The sequence below is a fragment of the Hyella patelloides LEGE 07179 genome (assembly GCF_900659865.1).
In the GTDB taxonomy this organism is placed as follows: domain Bacteria; phylum Cyanobacteriota; class Cyanobacteriia; order Cyanobacteriales; family Xenococcaceae; genus Hyella; species Hyella patelloides.
The window spans coordinates 1-17,640 of record NZ_LR213809.1 but is presented as its reverse complement, the minus strand read 5'-3'; the positions used below and the strand labels follow the sequence as shown (position 1 = coordinate 17,640).

Annotated in this window: 14 protein-coding genes; 9 read left to right on the top strand and 5 right to left on the bottom strand. The window is 36.3% G+C overall.

All coding sequences use genetic code 11. The features are described 5' to 3' along the window. The first annotated feature begins 82 nt into the window (after positions 1-82). The 3 genes from H1P_RS09255 (at position 83) to H1P_RS09245 (ending at position 4,554) form a co-directional block, all read left to right on the top strand. Entirely contained in the window at positions 83-1,798 is a 1,716-nt protein-coding gene (locus tag H1P_RS09255) for a cytochrome c biogenesis protein (RefSeq protein WP_144866487.1), read from the top strand. A gap of 742 nt (positions 1,799-2,540) precedes the next feature. Further along, the gene (locus tag H1P_RS09250) at positions 2,541-3,887 is read left to right on the top strand and encodes an FAD-dependent oxidoreductase (protein ID WP_144866485.1); all 1,347 of its coding nucleotides are present in this window, start codon (positions 2,541-2,543) and stop codon (positions 3,885-3,887) included. A 127-nt stretch (positions 3,888-4,014) separates the two neighbouring features. Then, positions 4,015-4,554, top strand: a complete 540-nt coding sequence (locus H1P_RS09245) for a rhodanese-like domain-containing protein (RefSeq protein WP_144866483.1) — start codon at positions 4,015-4,017, stop codon at positions 4,552-4,554. Between the two features lie 213 nt (positions 4,555-4,767). Here H1P_RS09245 and fmt read toward each other — a convergent pair whose 3' ends face one another. Together fmt and H1P_RS09235 are read right to left on the bottom strand one after the other, a co-directional pair. Continuing rightward, complete coding sequence (gene fmt, locus H1P_RS09240; protein ID WP_144866522.1) at positions 4,768-5,772, bottom strand: methionyl-tRNA formyltransferase; 1,005 nt, start codon at positions 5,770-5,772, stop codon at positions 4,768-4,770. Positions 5,773-5,854: 82 nt separating this feature from the next. Then, positions 5,855-7,036, bottom strand: a complete 1,182-nt coding sequence (locus H1P_RS09235; protein WP_144866481.1) for a histidine kinase — start codon at positions 7,034-7,036, stop codon at positions 5,855-5,857. A 350-nt stretch (positions 7,037-7,386) separates the two neighbouring features. Here H1P_RS09235 and H1P_RS09230 point away from each other — a divergent pair, with 350 nt between their 5' ends. Both H1P_RS09230 and H1P_RS09225 read left to right on the top strand, forming a co-directional pair. Next, positions 7,387-8,970, top strand: a complete 1,584-nt coding sequence (locus tag H1P_RS09230) for a glycoside hydrolase family 57 protein (protein ID WP_144866479.1) — start codon at positions 7,387-7,389, stop codon at positions 8,968-8,970. A 178-nt stretch (positions 8,971-9,148) separates the two neighbouring features. Continuing rightward, positions 9,149-9,412 carry a cupin domain-containing protein gene (locus tag H1P_RS09225; protein WP_144866477.1) on the top strand — a complete coding sequence of 88 codons (264 nt, stop codon included), beginning with the start codon at positions 9,149-9,151 and terminating at the stop codon, positions 9,410-9,412. Between the two features lie 92 nt (positions 9,413-9,504). Here H1P_RS09225 and H1P_RS09220 read toward each other — a convergent pair whose 3' ends face one another. Continuing rightward, entirely contained in the window at positions 9,505-9,885 is a 381-nt protein-coding gene (locus tag H1P_RS09220) for a Spx/MgsR family RNA polymerase-binding regulatory protein (RefSeq protein WP_144866475.1), read from the bottom strand. Positions 9,886-10,334: 449 nt separating this feature from the next. On the opposite strand from H1P_RS09220, the gene H1P_RS09215 reads away from it, so the two are divergent. Together H1P_RS09215 and H1P_RS09210 are read left to right on the top strand one after the other, a co-directional pair. Continuing rightward, positions 10,335-11,708 carry a ParA family protein gene (locus H1P_RS09215; protein WP_144866519.1) on the top strand — a complete coding sequence of 458 codons (1,374 nt, stop codon included), beginning with the start codon at positions 10,335-10,337 and terminating at the stop codon, positions 11,706-11,708. Continuing rightward, entirely contained in the window at positions 11,705-12,391 is a 687-nt protein-coding gene (locus tag H1P_RS09210; protein WP_144866473.1) for a Rho termination factor, read from the top strand. The genes H1P_RS09215 and H1P_RS09210 overlap by 4 nt, the downstream gene beginning before the upstream one ends. A gap of 131 nt (positions 12,392-12,522) precedes the next feature. On the opposite strand, the gene pdhA is transcribed toward H1P_RS09210, so the two are convergent. After that, positions 12,523-13,554, bottom strand: a complete 1,032-nt coding sequence (gene pdhA, locus H1P_RS09205; RefSeq protein WP_144866471.1) for a pyruvate dehydrogenase (acetyl-transferring) E1 component subunit alpha — start codon at positions 13,552-13,554, stop codon at positions 12,523-12,525. A 242-nt stretch (positions 13,555-13,796) separates the two neighbouring features. Here pdhA and H1P_RS09200 point away from each other — a divergent pair, with 242 nt between their 5' ends. Then, the gene (locus H1P_RS09200) at positions 13,797-14,486 is read left to right on the top strand and encodes a GUN4 domain-containing protein (protein WP_144866469.1); all 690 of its coding nucleotides are present in this window, start codon (positions 13,797-13,799) and stop codon (positions 14,484-14,486) included. A 414-nt stretch (positions 14,487-14,900) separates the two neighbouring features. Further along, a complete protein-coding gene (locus H1P_RS09195) occupies positions 14,901-16,628 on the top strand; it encodes a diflavin flavoprotein (protein WP_144866467.1) in 1,728 nt (575 codons plus the stop codon). A 30-nt stretch (positions 16,629-16,658) separates the two neighbouring features. Here the strand turns inward: H1P_RS09195 and H1P_RS09190 are convergent, their stop codons facing one another. After that, positions 16,659-17,507: a group II intron reverse transcriptase gene (locus tag H1P_RS09190; protein WP_144866465.1), complete on the bottom strand. Its 849-nt coding sequence runs from the start codon at positions 17,505-17,507 to the stop codon at positions 16,659-16,661. Between the last annotated feature and the right edge of the window lie 133 nt (positions 17,508-17,640).

Genomic DNA, 17,640 nt, shown 5'->3' with positions numbered 1-17,640 from the left:
AGTCCTTCTTCCTCACTCCTTAGTTGACTCGGTGACTCCTTCGATTGGTATAAACTAATCTAAGAACAAACCCTTATAAATCATGAAAATAGCTAAATTTATTATCGGTCTGGTACTGGGAATCGCAATTTTGATAATTCCCTTGAGCCAGTTTCAAACATCACCCGTTGCACCTTTGCAAGATTTAGCTGTACAGCTAGAAGGAAGAAAAAAACCTTTAGATACTGTTGCTAGAGAAACTGTAGCGCAAATTCATGGTAGAACTAGCTATCAAGCAGATAACGGCGAAAATTTGGATTATTTAAACACTTATCTTTCTATGTGGTTAAATAACCGCAATTGGAATGAAGAACCTTTCATTCTCTTGAGTTATCGTCCTTTAAAAGAAAAAGTAGGACTCGATCCTGAAAGCAAGTATTTTAGCTTTTCTGAGTTAATTCGCTCCGATTTGGGTGAATTTATCAAAAATATCCAGCAAAAACAAGTAGCAGGGATAGATTTAAATCGTGATGAAAGAGAAGCTTTAACCATCGAAGATCGTCTAGCTTTAACGGTAGAAACAGTAGGTAACGATCGCTTGCCTTTAGTACCCCATCCTACAGATATTAAAGGTGCTTGGGTAGGAATTACAGAAGCTAATCAGTATTACGATCGCGATGCTTTACTTCCCATTGCTAGTAGTTACGATCGCCTCAGACAAAGCTACAAAAATCACCCTGAATATCTGGCTAGTTTAGGGGCGATCGCAAATGACTTACATACTCAACTAGAAGCCTTAAGTCCTGATATATATCCCGAACAAGCTACTCTAGCTAGAGAAGTCCGTTTTTACAACTTGCATCCCTTTGCTAAAGCTTGGATACTTTATGGTTTGGGTTTTGTGGTCATGTTGGGAGTACTATTATTTAGCTCCTTTAATTTCTACGAAACTGCGATCGCCATTTTTGGTACAGGTTTAGCCATTCACGGTTACGGCTTCTTAGAAAGAATGCAGATTGCGGGTAGACCTCCAGTGACTAATATGTATGAGTCAGTAATTTGGGTCGGTTTTGGTATTTCGGCGATCGCTTTACTCTTTGAAGGAATTTATCGCGCCAAATACTATTTACTAGCTGCTGCACCTTTATCTATAGTCTGTTTAATTCTTGCCGATAGCTTACCTGCGGTACTCGATCCTACTATTAAACCCTTAGTACCCGTATTACGAGACAATTTCTGGTTGAGTATTCACGTTCCCACCATTACCCTGAGTTATGCTAGCTTTGCCCTAGCTTTAGGGTTAGGTCACATAATTTTAGGACATTACTTATTTGCACCCCAAGCAACAGCGAGAATTCGTAGCCTTTCTAAATGGAATTACGGCGTTGTTCAAGTAGGAGTTTTGCTGCTCGCCACAGGTATTATCCTTGGTGGAATTTGGGCGCACTTTGCTTGGGGGCGTTTTTGGGGTTGGGATACTAAAGAAACCTGGGCTTTAATTGCTTTAATGTGTTACGTTGTACCCCTTCATGGGCGTTTAGTAGGTTGGCTCGCTAACTTTGGGATGGCTGTTACTAGCGTAGTTTCTTTCAATGCAGTACTAATGGCTTGGTATGGAGTTAACTTCGTGCTAGGTACTGGTTTACACAGTTACGGTTTTGGTACAGGTGATTCCATTCTTACTGTAGCTGCGTTTGTTGGTTTAGATTTGTTATTTGTGTTAGTCGCAGCAGCCAAATACAAAGGTTGGTTTAAATCTGCACCTCAAGAAGAGTTAACCATTACCAAAGAGCCAGAATTAGCAACAACTGAAAAATAATTCTCTATCTCGAATTTGATTTTTAAATAGGGGGTTTGAAGGAACGGTAAAAAGCGATCGCGAACGTGCCAGGCGAAGCCCGATCGCTTTTTACCAGTCGAAAGCTAATCGCCGAAAGAGTGAGAAAATGACACGAAACTAAGCTGTGAAAGGCGATCGATTACCTTGATTGAGTGATGGGTAAAATCGCTTTAAATCTCCCCATTTTACAATACTATTTTTAGGAGAAGAACAACAGAATTCAGAATTAATCAACAAAATTTATCTCACTATTTAATTAGGATTCCGATGGTAGGAAAAGGATATTCTGTAAACTTAGCAGTAGCAAGAAGTTTGCTATTGTATGAGGTTCATAAATCACAAACTATCAATAGATTGAGAAGACTTTAAATTAAATATAGCTACTAGGGTGGGCGACCGAAGGAAGTACTTTAGTGCAATGCCCACCCTATTCTTATTTTTAGAGTTTCTTATTTTCTTATAAGTACTGAAAAAGCTAATCGCTTACAGTTTATAGTTACCAACCATATTATTATTGATTTCATCCCTAAAATTAGTAACACCGTATATAAGCCATGAATTAATAAATTATTATCTTTATAAACAAATTTATAGTACTGCCAAGATAATATTACGAAGATTGTATTTCATAACAAAATTAAGACGTAGATAAAATTTACTCTATAGTAAAGATAGATACTGTGGTTAAGATTGTTCCCTAATTACGAATCAATAATCTGTTATGAGTCAAAATACCTACGAAATAGCCATTATTGGTGGTGGAGTTTGCGGTACGGCATTACTCTACACTTTAAGCAATTATACTAATGTCGATCGCATTGCTTTAATTGAAAAGAATTCCGCCGTTGCTTTAGTTAATTCTTGTAAAAGCAATAATAGTCAGACGCTTCATTTTGGGGATATTGAAACCAACTATACCCTAGAAAAAGCACGTAAAGTTAATCGTGCAGCAACTCTAGTAAAAAATTATTTATTAAACAACGATTCTCAACAGCAAGCTTATACTAAATATCACAAAATGGTATTGGCTGTTGGCGAAGAACAAGTGGCAAAGTTAAAAAATAGATATGAAGAATTTAAGCAATTATTTCCTACTTTAAAGTTAATTGACAAAGAAAAAATTGCCGAATTAGAACCAAAAATTTTAGAGGAAAGAGAAACAACAGAAGACATTTTAGCACTCTTTACAGAGGAAGGCTATACTATTAATTTTCAGAATTTGTCTCAGTTATTTCTCGGTCATGCTATTAATAAAATCTCAAAAAATATTGATATTTTCTTTGACCATCAAGTTACTAAAATTACTAAGCAAGATGATATTTATGTAATTAAAACTCCAGAAAAAACTATTAGAGCTAAAGCTATAGCCGTAGAAGCAGGAGCGCACAGTTTATTACTAGCTAAATCTTTAGGATATGGTCGCGATTATGCTTTATTAAGTGTTGCGGGAAGTTTTTATTTTGCCCCCAAAATGCTCAAAGGAAAAGTTTATACAGTACAATTGAAAAAATTACCCTTTGCAGCTATTCACGGCGATCCAGAAGTAGACAATCCCGATCTTACTCGTTTTGGCCCTACCGCAAAAGTATTACCAATGTTAGAAAGACGCAATTACGCTACTGTTTTAGAATATTTTCAAACCGCAGGATTGAGGGTAAAAGCGATCGCAAGTTTTCTCAAAATACTTTCTGATTTTACAGTTTTGAGATACATTATCCTAAATTTAATCTACGATCTACCTGTTATTGGCAAAAGACTATTTATTAAACAAGTCAGAAAAATTATACCCTCAATTACCTTAAAAGATTTAAAGTTTGCTCGAGGTTATGGTGGTGTTCGCCCTCAAATAGTTAATCTCAATACTCGTAGTTTAGAATTAGGAGAAGCCAAAATTTTAGGAGATAATATCCTATTTAATATTACACCCTCTCCTGGGGCTTCAACTTGCTTACAAAATGCTCAAGATGATACAGAAAGCTTGATTGGTTTTTTAGGAAAGGGCTATAAATTTAATAAAGAAAAATTTGTAGCAGATTTATCCAATCAATTAGATTTTGTAGGTCGTTAAATAACTAATTATGCTGTTTATCATGCATTTACTAGATAGTTCAATTATTTTTACTATAATTAAATCTTGACGATGCTACTAATTTTAACTCGGTGATTTTTGAATTCCTGCCCTTTACTAAGTCTTTATGATATCATTTTTGTTTTTAAAGCGAAATTATTGGTTAACAATTTTTACTGGCTTATTTTTGCTAACAGTTTCTTGCTCTCAACAAACTACTACTCGATCTGAAGCATGGAAACAGCAAAAAATTACCTCTATGTATGATGAGTACGTCAATAATTTTCCTGAAGTTACAGGGATAACAGTGGAGGAATTTAGACAGCTAAAACAGCAAAATAAAACAATTATTGTCGATGTTCGTTCGCCCGAAGAACGAGTAGTGTCAATTATTCCAGGTGCCATCTCCCAAGCTGAATTTGAGCAAAATATTGACCGTTATAAAAATTATCCAATTGTTGCTTATTGTACTATTGGTTATCGTAGCGGTAAATATGCCCAAAAGCTGTTGAAACAAGGTTTAAGTATTTTTAATCTTGAAGGTAGTCTCTTAGCTTGGAGTCATATTGATGGAGAATTAGTCAATAGTTCTGGTGAGACAAAACAAATTCATGTATATGGCAAACAATGGCGGCTAACAGCAGATGATTATCAATCTACTTGGTAATTTAAAAGCCAATAAATATATTAATCAAAGTTTATTTGTGTTGTTTCTTTAGCTAGCTTCATTTAATAAAATATTGAATATAAATTTTTGCTATTTCTTCTAACTCTTTTACTTCCTTATCCCTCATATCAGCTTCAGTTGAACAGCTTATTTGCCGTGGATGACGATTAATTATAGGGAAACTTGATTGAAAGTAATTATCCTTACTTGATATTATTCTTCTTCATTCATCCTTTCTCCTTCGGTAACTCGCATTCCATTAACAAAATCCCAACCTGATTGCGCTTTTTTACCTGCAAGTTGCACTTCCTTAAGCAACAACAAACCTGCTTTTGTTTGAACAACTGCACCCAAATTTTTCAATATCGCAACCACTTCTCCATTACTACCAGATAAGTTTACTAAATCTTGCCACTTTTGTTTAATGACTTGACACTCTGATGGCAATAAATCCAGTTTTGACTCTATTAAAGGTACAGTAGCTTTAACTTTAAGCTGTTGTTCTCGAAAAGTAGTTACACAGCTAGGATAAAAAGCTCTCACTTGATTGTGGATAGTTAAAGCCTCTTGTTGCCAATCAATTTTATAATCAGATTTTTCAATTAAACGAGCATAAGTAGATAGTGCATCATCTTGAGGTGTCGGAGTAATAGTATTCGCTTTTAACTTTTGAAGAGTTTCAATTAATAAATCCGCACCTTGATTTGCCAACTTAATCGCGACATCCACAGCGTTATCTAGTAAATTAATCGGAATTTGTGCTTTAAGCAACATATCCCCCGTATCCAAACCTTCGTCCATCAACATGGTGGTAATTCCTGTCTCAGCATCCCCATGATAAAGACTCCACTGAATCGGCGCAGCACCACGATATTGAGGTAAAAGCGAGCCATGAACATTAATACAGCCGAATTTTGGCAAGTCTAAAATTTCTTGAGACAATATTTGTCCATAAGCTACTACCACAAAAGCATCTGCTTGAACTTGTTGCAGTTTATCTAAAGTTTCTCGATTTTTTTTGACACTTTTAGGTTGCCACACTTCAATATTGTGTTCTACTGCCACTTTTTTAACCGCAGAGGGGATTGTTTTATTTCCTCTACCCCTTCTTTTATCTGGCTGAGTAACTACTGCTATAACTTTCAAATCGGGATGTTTAATCAAAGCTTCTAAAGTAGGGACAGCAAACTGAGGTGTACCGAAAAATATTATTTGCATCATTTAATTTAATAGAGTCACTGAGTCAGGAGTTTTAACCAGTAGAGGCGAACGGCTGTTTGCCCATGCTAACCACTAACAATTAACGATAAACAGGCAAAGTAAAGTGAAAAGAGCTACCACTATTAGGTGAGCTATCTACCCAGATTTGACCATAATGAGCGTGAACTATGCGACGACACAGTGCTAAACCTAAGCCATAACCTTCTTGTGCTTCATCTCTTTGTAAGCGAAAATGCCCTTCAAAAATACGCTCTTGTTTTTCTGGAGGAATTCCTGGACCTGTATCAGAAACACTTACTTGAACTTTTTGGCTGGTGCGATGCAGTATTGACAGAGATATTTCACCACCTTCAGGAGTATATTTAAGAGCATTGTCTAGCAAATTGACCAACAATTGACGTAATAACTCTTCATCTGCATAGACGGTAGGTGTATCTTGCGGAATATCCTGTACTATTGTTTGAAATTTTACTGTAGTTTGTTTTCTAAATTGACTAATAATTTCGAGGCATAAATCTCTTAAATTCAATTTATGTGGTCTAACTTCTAGTTTGGCACTTACACTACGAGAAGTTTCTAATAACTCAGTAATCATCCGCTTCATAATACCAAACTGCTTACGAGATTGTTTGAAAAGCTGTTTCCGTAATTTACGCTTTTGCTCACTAGCTTCATAAGATTCTGATAACTCCAAAGTTTCCATTGCCAAAGAAGCAGCCGTTAAAGGACTACGAAGGTCATGAGCTAACATAGCAAGGATTTGATCTTTGAAATTTAATTGTTCTTTTAATTCTTCTTTTTCTTGCTGTAAACGAAATATTTCATCAGAGAGACGAAGAGATTTCTCATCATAGAAAACAGATTGGTTACTAGAGGAGCTTTTTTTAGAGACTACTGTGTCACTATTTTTTAACTGAGAAGCCGAATTTTCTTGAGCTTCCTTCAGAGAGTTTTTCCATCTGGGCCACCATTCTTCCAGTTGAGCTACTAAATTACTACCTGCAAGAGTTTGCTTAGGGGAAGGAGCAATTTTAACTAGGGCTGGAGTAGCTACTAGCTTAAAATGCTCTACTAAATGGGGTTGCTTTCTTGTTTCAATGATATCTAACTCAAAATAGTTTTCAGCTTGTAAGCTTTCTAAATAGCCTCGAATAGACCTAATATTTTCTCTGTGAGCGGGACGATCATCTACAAATAAAAGTAATTTGAGAAAACTCACTTCGGAAATTCCTTTCTTAAAGCCTTTCTGTAACTCGTACAATTGCCATGAAAGATTATAAACATTACTTAACGCTTATTTATCTTTACTTTTGATATGAAACATATATTTACATGGATGTCACCTAAATGTCTATTTACTACATAAAATTTGATTGAAACAGATCGCTCACTCACCCACTTTATTTATTTGATGTTGGTAGTAAAAGCTGATGTGTTTAATTAAACTTTTATTAACATTAGTCTTAAGATATCATAAAATTTACCCATAATTGCTTCAGCCTTGAACTCGTCACGACTCATGCGTTCCCTTGCTAAGTCAGCTACAAGATCCATCTGTCGGCGACGCAGGGTCACTCGTCAATAACAAACAAAGTTGCGGAAAATACTATTATGTCTGTTGGTTATCTTGCCCTAGTGCTTCATGCCCACCTTCCATTTGTCAGACATCCTGGAAATGATTATGTCTTAGAGGAAGAATGGTTATTTGAAGCTATTACAGAAACTTATGTTCCCTTGCTACAAGTTTTTGAAAACTTAAAGCGAGATGGTGTTGATTTCAAAATGACCATGAGCATGACACCTCCTTTGGTGTCGATGTTGAGAGACTCTCTCTTGCAGGAACGATATGATGAACATTTAGCAAAACTTCAAGAGTTAGCAGAAAAAGAAGTTGCTCACAATGAACATAACGGTCATATTCGTTATCTGGCGGAGTATTATGCTAACTCTTTTAGTCAAATTCGTCACACTTGGGAGAGTTATGACGGTGATTTGGTAAAAGCTTTCAAACAGTTTCTTGATAGTAATAATCTGGATATTATTACTTGTGGGGCTACTCATGGTTATCTTCCTTTAATGAAGATGTATCCTGAAGCTGTTTGGGCTCAAATTCAGGTTGCTTGCGAACATTATGAGGAAAATTTTGGTTGTCCTCCTAAAGGTATCTGGCTGCCTGAGTGCGCTTACTATGAAGGTCTAGAGAGAATGCTCGCTGATGCGGGTTTACGCTATTTTTTAATGGATGGACATGGACTTTTATATGCTCGTCCTCGTCCTCGTTTTGGGGCTTACTCGCCTATTTTTACGGAAACTGGTGTAGCTGCTTTTGGTCGTGACCATGAATCTTCTCAACAAGTATGGTCTTCTAAAGTTGGTTATCCTGGGGCAGTAGAGTATCGGGAATTTTATAAAGATTTGGGCTGGGAAGCAGAATATGAGTACATTAAGCCCTATATTATGCCTAACGGACAAAGAAAAAATACTGGTATTAAATATCATCGCATCACTTCCAAAGATGGAGGAGATAAAGCTCTTTACGATCCCTATTGGGCGAGAGAGAAAGCAGCAGAACACGCTGCTAACTTTATGTATAACAGGGAAGAGCAGGTCAGGCATTTAGCTGGAGTGATGAATCGACCACCCATTGTGGTTTCTCCTTATGATGCTGAATTATTTGGTCATTGGTGGTATGAAGGTCCTTGGTTTATCGATTTTCTCTTCCGTAAGAGTTGGTACGACCAAAATACTTATGATATGACTCACCTGTCGGATTATTTAATAGGTAATCCTACACAACAAGTATGTCATCCTTCTCAATCTAGTTGGGGTTACAAAGGTTTTCACGAATATTGGCTCAATGAAACCAATGTTTGGGTTTATCCCCACCTGCACAAAGCAGCAGAAAGAATGATTCAGCTAGCAAAACGCGAACCCAAAGATGAATTAGAATGGAAGGCTTTAAATCAAGCAGCTAGAGAGTTGTTATTGGCACAATCTTCCGACTGGGCATTTATCATGCGTACTGGAACAATGGTACCCTATGCTGTTCGGAGAACACGATCGCACTTATTAAGATTTAATAAGCTGTATGAAGAAATCTTGGCAGGTAAAATTGATTCTGGTTGGCTGGAAAAAGTTGAAGCAGTTGATAATATTTTCCCCAGTATTAACTACCGCGTTTATCGCCCCCTGTAAGTAGTAAAGAATCATGAGGGATTGAGTAAATATCTAAGGTTATAGGTTTTGGCACTATTCAACATTCGCTGATAAGTCTCTAACTTTTATTTATTCCCTCTTTCTAAATCATCCAGTTTGAGGATAATTTAGATTGTTCTCGAAGTTTTTGTCTTAAAAAAATTAATTGATACAAATTATGCCTTCGATTCAAACCATTACTATCGAACACCAACCCAGCCAAGAAAGGTTACAACAATTAGGAGTTTTTGATTGGTCTATTTGGACTAAAGAAACCTCGGAATTTCCTTGGAACTATGGAGAAGCTGAAACTTGCTATTTTCTTGAAGGAGATGTAGTAGTTACTCCTGATGAGGGAGAGCCAGTAACTATGGGTAAAGGAGATTTGGTTACTTTTCCTGCGGGAATGTCTTGTATCTGGAACATCAAAAGTGCAGTTTAAAAACACTATTGTTTTGGTTAGATTGCCTTAATATTATTGATAGTTTATTTTCTCAAAAATTATTTGCTTAAAAAAATCAATATTCTAGTTTTTTAATCTAGTAATTTAGTTTTTAATTCTTCTTCTGAAGCTCTAAAACCAACTAATATTGCTTGCTCATTTTTGACAAATAAAGGACGTTTTAATAACATTGCATCTTGACTAAATTCGGTAATCCAGCGATCGCGCAGTGCCTCGCTAGCGAGATCGCTTTCCCAGGTATTTCTTTGTTCGCCCAAAGCACGATAAGACTTTCCTGAAGTATTGCGCATTGGTTTAAAGCCTAAAGTATTTACCCAATTGGCTATTTTTTCTTTACTGGGAGGATTTTCTTTAGTGTTAATAAATTCATAAGCGACATCATTCTTGTCTAGCCATTGCATCGCTTTTTTGCAAGTTCCACAATTGGGAATACCGTAAACTTTGAGTGTCATATTTTAATGTTAGTTTGAATTAACTAAAGTGGAATATTTGAATAAAATACTCAAAAAACACATTATTTCATAACCAATTAAGCGCACGATTGCTAATAAATGATTACTGATATAGCTGATTACAATTTACCTCATAACATACAATACAATAAAAGAATATAAAGAGCGAAATAGCGATTGTTTTAATTGTCAAATCAACTTTAGAGATTGAGATAATCTGCTTTTAGTACTTTAGCAGCGATCGCCAATCTAATCTAGATCGTTATAATAAAATCTACATCATTTGTTCAACCTGAATTTCTTAATTTTTTGTAGTATTTACCTAAACTTCAAGAATTAATTATATTGGTTCTTCAGAAATAGCTCTGATGTTTTCTATATTACAAAAGAATAATATGGGAATAAATGAGCCAGTATAGATAATGATACAAGCAATAACGAGAGAAGATATAAAAGGTGATCGACCAGAAGCAAATACTTTACGAAGTGCATTGGTAGCTTTACCTAAAGATGCACCAGAAGCTATTGTAAATAATAATTTTATAGTAACACCTTTTTTTGATGCGTTAGGCTTTAGTTTAGAAGAAAGAGTTCCTGAGTTTGGAACAGGTAAAGGTCATCAAAAGGTTGATTATGCACTCAGACATAACACTGATGAAAATATTTTTCTAAACACTCAAGCAAGTCCTCATGTTTTAGTTGAATTAAAAGGAAGAGATATCGATCTTACTTATAATAGTACAAGTTATAAAGCAACAGTTAAGCAAATAAAAAAATATTTACTCGCACCTAATTGTAAAAGCGTGCAATGGGGTATCATTACTAACTCCAAGCACATTCAATTGTTTAGAAAACATGGTAAAACAATTTATCCCGCAACACCGTGTTTAGATATTAAACCCGATAATATTGACGAACTAACTGATCGAATTAGAAAGAGAATTAAAAACACACCAAAAGCCTTAACTATTGCTGTTTACAATAATAAGGGAGGTGTTGGTAAAACAACCACTGTCATTAATTTAGCTGCTGTTTTAACCAGACACAAGAAAAAAGTTTTAATTATTGATTTCGACCCCAATCAACAAGATTTAACTAATTCTTTAGGTATTCAAGCAGGCAAAACTTCACTATATGAGTGCCTAAAAGATAAAAAAAATAGCATCAATTTGAAAAATGCTATTGTTCCATATACTAAAAAATTTAAAAGTAAAAATAATGTAATCACTTTCAGTTTTGATGTTCTTCCTGTCGATCTACAGCTAGCTAACATTCCTGAAGATAAATTAAAAACGGAACTTAGTACTCATAGTTTAAGAAAAAAATTAGAAACTTTAAAAAACGATTATGACTATATCTTAATTGATGCTTCTCCCAACTGGAGATTTTACAGTATCAGTGCTGTTTATGCTTCTGATGTCGTCTTAATTCCTACCAAGCATAATAATATCTGCTCGTTAGAAAATGCAGCAGTAACCATTAAGAAATATATTCCAGAAATCCAAAAAACTCGACAGGAGAAAACTCAAGGATTAGAATGGGGTGCAACAGCTTTACCGATTTTCTTTAATGGAGAAAAAATAACAGATGCAGCAAGAATTAAAGCAACAAATGCTATAAAAAAAATTATTCAACAAGTTAAAAAAGAATCTGGATTAGATTTAAGTCCTTACTTAGAGTCTAAAACAGGTATCAAAATATTTGAACTACCAAGTAATGCATATATAGGGTATGCAGCTTTTGAAAAAATTCCTGCTGCTTACAAAAATAAAATTGCTTACAGTTATTATGCAGAATTAGCTAAGGAGTATTTTTTACAATGAGTAATTTGAGTGATGTTGGCAATTTAATGTATCTCGATTTAGATATTATCGAATCTGGTGATGTAACTAATACTTCGGAATACTTAATTAATGCTACGGCAAAAGAATTGAGTAATACAGATGGTAGAAACTGGATACCTTTAATTGTTAAAGAAATAGCTGAAGACGAATATCAAATTATTGGCAATTATTTTGTTTATGCCGTAGCAGAAGCAGCAGGATTAGAAAAAGTTTGGTGTATCATTGCTGACAATAGTGAAGCTACTGAGAAAGTCACTAAAATGCTTGCGGGTGAAGCAATTCCTAAAATTAATTTATCAACTGCTTCGAGAGATGAAATTAAATCTGCATTAGAATATCTTGTCGAACAACCAAATACTAATTTAAAAGGGGTAAAAATTCCCGTAGCCACTAATCGGATTGATGAAGCACCTCGCCAATATTGGCAAGATTTAAGTCCCATTACTAACTTGAAATGCGGTATTACAAAAGGTAAAAAATTACAAGCCTTGGAAAAAGTGTTTTATTTAACTCCCCAATCCATACCCGATGATCTTAAAAATTCACAAGTTTTAAATAGCTTAACCGTTACAGAGTTAAAGAAAATAGCTAAAAAGCGCAAATTAACTAATTACGGAAAATTAAATAAGAAAAAATTAGTTGATTTACTAAGTGAAAATTAAGATAGTTGCTACTTCAGCTATTGTTTATATCTAAAAGATTGAGATTGTTGTGTAATTTTAGTTTTCTAGAAAATTGTAAAGTGGGCATTGCCCACCTTATGAAAGTCTCAATCTCTTTCTGATAATTGAATCTAGTCTTCGGCAAAAACATAACGACGCAATTCATCAGGATCGGGTTCGGGGCTATTTTCCGCAAATTCTACAGCATCATTAACGATCGCCTGTACTTTCTCCTCAATCGCTTTTAATTCTTCTGACACCACCAAACCCATATTAGTTAGATCTTTTGCTAGCTTCTTAATTGGGTCTTTAGAAGCCCAAAACTCTTTTTCCTTTTCCGAACGCAATTCATCAGGATCGGCGAGGGAATGACCGCGAAAACGATAGGTTAGAGCTTCAATCAGAGTAGGTCCTTCTCCAGCACGGGCGCGAGCGATCGCTTTTTGAGCCACATCACGTACAGCTAAGACATCCATCCCGTCTACTTCATAGCCTTCCATATCAAAGACACTAGCTTTTTTATAAATTTCTGGTTGAGAAGTAGCGCGATCGTGAGCCATGCCAATCGCCCATTTATTATTCTCTACTACATAAATAATCGGCAGTTTCCATAATGCGGACATATTTAAGCATTCAAAAAACTGACCATTGTTACTTGCACCATCACCAAAGAAACAAGTAGTTACTTGATCTGCATTATTATCTTTGAGAGCTTCGCGACGATACTTAGATTGGAATGCTGCGCCCATTGCTACAGGAATACCTTCGGCAACAAAAGCATAACCTCCTAAAAGATTGTGTTCTGCCGAAAACATATGCATCGAACCACCACGACCTTTACTACAGCCTGTTGCTTTTCCAAATAGCTCTGCCATAACCTCTCTTGCGGGAACACCAGCACTTAAAGCATGAACGTGATCGCGATAAGTACTACTTACAAAATCTTCATCACGACGCAAAGCTCTAATTACACCAGTAGAAACAGCCTCTTGACCATTATAAAGATGGACAAAGCCAAACATTCTACCGCGATAGTACATCTCAGCACACTTATCTTCAAACAACCGTCCTAAAACCATATCTTCATAGAGCATTAAACCTTCTTCTTTAGTAATTTTGATAGAGGAGCGGTCAAATTTGGGTACAGTTCTTTCAGCAACCATAGGTTCTGTAGTGTCTAAAATAAATCGTAAATATCTATTCAATCATAAAACAAGCACCTACAAGTTATCTTTAGAGATGGGGCAAATTCTAATTTATTGCCTTTGACGATCTGTCTCTGATGCTTTATTAATCATGGTAGGATTGGATTTGACAACAATTATAGTCGAGCAAAATTAAATTGCAGGCTTTTTTTGAATATTTTTACTGGATCGGATGTAGCTCCAGAGCAAATTATAAGTGTATGCAGGATATTAACAATCTGAGTTCTAAATTGAAATCAGAATCAGAAAAAAATCAACTCAAACTGATTCCTCAGCTTGTGGAAACTGGTGAGTCTGGATACCAGTCTTTAATGATATGGATGTCTTCTTGTCAAGGTAATCCTGTAAATCTAGCTATAGGCAAAGCTTATCAAGCTCTTTATCAAGCCAATACTCCCGAAACCAAGAAATTTTTGCAAACCAATTTTCCCCAGGGCGTTGTTCCTTTGGTATCAGATAAAAATATTGACTACACTAATCTGCAACAGCTTCTAGCACAACAAGATTTTCAGCAAGCAGATGTAGTCACTATTCAAAAATTATGTGAATTAGCAGGCTCTTCGGCTATGGAGCGCAAATGGCTCTATTTTACGGAAGTAAGTAGTTTTCCTATTACCGATTTACAGACAATAGATTGGTTGTGGCGGGTTCACTCAGAAGGTAAATTTGGATTTTCCGTACAAAGAAAAATCTGGATTTCTGTAGGTAAAGACTTTACTAAACTTTGGCCAAAAATTAAGTGGAAAGATGGTAACAACTGGACTCGCTACCCTAATGAGTTTATTTGGGATTTAAGTGCGCCTCAAGGTCATCTTCCTTTATCTAACCAGTTAAGGGGAGTGCGGGTTATCAACGCTATTTTAAATCATCCAGCTTGGTCTAAACAATGAACAGTTATCACCTTATCAGTTAGTTAGTTGCTGATTGTTAGTTGTTAGTAAGCATAAAGTTAGGGTGGGCAAATTTAGTTTTTAATTACGTTATTGGGTTGCAATTGATATTTGCTAACCTTAAACTGACATTCCACAGATAATTTCCTCAAGAAAATACTTAAATGAATTTGTTTGATTATAGTCATTTATAGCCAATCTCGAAGAGCTCCGCGAAGCTGTGTGCAAACAGAAAAAAACTACAAATAATATCTTTGTTATGACTAAATAATGAGTAAGCTGGCTTTTCTTTGTCAATCACTGATAGACCATTACAAATCTGATATATTTGACTTCCTCTCCAACTATCAGGCAGTGAGAAAGGTACACTTAAGATAGGTTAGAGATCTTATAGCAAGAGGTTCAGTAGGTCTTATGTCAAAAGATCGAGCTAAAGATGTGCAGGTATTTCCCGTTGCAGATGATACTCGCGTACTGCGATCGCGTACTTGGGATCGTTTAAAATTTGAAATAGAATATTCTTTGCAAAAAGGGACTACAGCTAATTCTTATCTTATTGAAGGAGATAAAAAGGCTTTAGTTGATATTCCTGGAGAATCGTTTACAGATATTTTTCTCAATGCGCTAAAAGAAAGAATCGCTCCACAACAGCTAGACTATATTATTCTGGGACATATTAACCCTAATCGCGCCAGTACTTTAACCAAGCTGCTAGAAATTGCGCCTCAGTTAACTATTGTTTGTTCTAATCCTGCTGCGATTTCCTTACAAAAAATTCTGGAAGACCAAGAATTAAATATCACAGTCATTAAAAAAGAGGATACTCTCGATTTAGGTCAGGGTCATAATCTAGAATTTATCTTGACTCCTAATCCTCGTTATCCAGATTTGATGTGTACTTACGATCCTGTTACGGGGGTATTATATACAGATAAATTGTTTGGAATGCACGTTTGTGGCGATCGCGTTTTTGATGAAGGCTGGACAGTAGATACTGAGGATCGTCGTTACTATTTCGATTGCATTATGGCTCCTCACGCCAAGCAAGTTAAAACCGCTTTAGAAAAAATCGCCGAAAAATCAGCCAAAATATACGCTGTAGGTCACGGATGTTTAGTAAAATACAGCTTGAAAGAACTAACAAGCGATTATCAAACCTGGCTGAGTAATCAAAAAGAGCTTTCTATTAGCGCAGCTTTAATCTACGCTTCTGCCTATGGAAACACTACTACTATAGCACAGGCGATCGCAAGAGGTATTAGTAAAGCAGGAGTTAGGGTAGAATCAATTAACGCAGAATTTGCCGACCCCGATACTATTAAGCAAGCAGTGGAAAATGCTAGTGGTTTTATCATGGGTTCACCTACTTTGGGAGGACACGCACCCACTCAGATACAAACCGCTTTGGGGACTGTGTTAGCCAACACCAATAAAACCAAATTAGCTGGGGTATTTGGCTCTTTTGGCTGGAGTGGTGAAGCCATTGATATCTTAGAAAGTAAATTCCGTAACGCTGGTTATAGCTTTGGTTTTGAGCCGATTAGAGTTAAATTTAAGCCCACCGATGCTGTTTTGAAATCCTGTGAAGAAGCAGGGACAGATTTTGCTCAAGCTTTGAAAAAAGCCCAACGCGCTCGTAAACCAAAAACCGTTAGCGGAACATCACAAACAGCACGTACCGAACAAGCATTAGGTAGAATTGTCGGCTCATTATGTGTTGTCACCACCAAACAAGAAGAACTTTCAGGAGCAATGTTAGCCTCTTGGGTATCCCAAGCCACCTTTAATCCTCCTGGGCTAACCATAGCAGTTGCCAAAGAAAGAGCGATCGAGTCTTTATTGCACAAGGGTAATTCTTTCGTCTTAAATATTCTTCAGCAAGGAAATCATATTGGTTTGATGAAGCAATTTTTAAAACCTTTTGCACCAGGAGAAGATCGTTTTCAAGATGTGGAGTTAGAAACCGCAAATAACGGTTGTCCCATTCTTAGTGATGCCTTAGCTTATGTAGAATGTCGTATTGCTAATAAAATGGAGTGTGGCGATCATTGGTTAATTTACGCTACCGCAGATCTAGGCAAACTTTTACAATCTGAAGGTGTTACCGCCGTTCACCATCGCAAATCAGGCGATCGCTATTAGACGTTGGTGAAACGGCGAAAATAGGTTGAACTAAGCCGAAGAGTCACCTCTCCGACTCGTCTGCAAAACGGAGCATGAAAGTTTCCCTTCACTCCGCTCCTCGGTAGTACAGCCCTTGTCATGAGTACCTGTATTGATAACCAGATTTTGAATATCCTTTCTGGTTTTTGAGTGGTGACAGTGTTTATGTAGAAGTTGAAGATTATCCCTTCGATTTGTTCCCCCATTAGATTTGGGCAGAATATGGTCGAGTTCTAATCTGTCTCCTTGGAGAAAATACAATCCACACTTATTACATTTCCCTTTCTGCTTACGAAGAAGAAAAGCCTTACTTCGAGGCATTTGAGGATTTTTTCCCAATCTGGAACTCCAGTAAATCAAGTTCCCATCCATAGGAGAAGCAACGCCTTTAACCTTAGTATGTCTGATGATTTTTGTCTCAGCATGGTTAAAGAGTTTGTACTTTTTATCGAAATCATTACTAGCAAAACACCAGTGATTGTTACCAATGGTTTTCCAGTATTTACGGGATATCCATTGCCACGATTTATTGTGATGACGACGTTTCGCCCATCGACAGAGTTTGTGGTACACAAGTTCATCTAATCTGTTAAAGATTTTCTGACTACAGACTGATGAAAAGTAGTTTGACCATCCTTTGATAATCGGGTTCAAAGCAGCAATCAAATCGTCTTGAGATACTGCTTTACGTTTATCAATAATCTGTCGTAGCCTTTGATAGTGTACTTTTTGACTATCTTTACTGGGCTTAATAAGGGTTTTGTAACCCCGTCGAGAATGATATTTCCCTACTGGATACTGCCTAATGTTAAAACCCAGAAAGTCAAATCCAGGGAGTGACCCTTGATATGATTTCAAGGTATGTATAGCAATACGTGGCTAAGTTAGGACAAAACCAGCTAAGATTAAAGCGATCAGGCGAAGCCTGCCACTGCGTGATCGCCAAAACAGAAAAATAATGCCTGCTCCCTATAGCTACGATTTAAGAAAA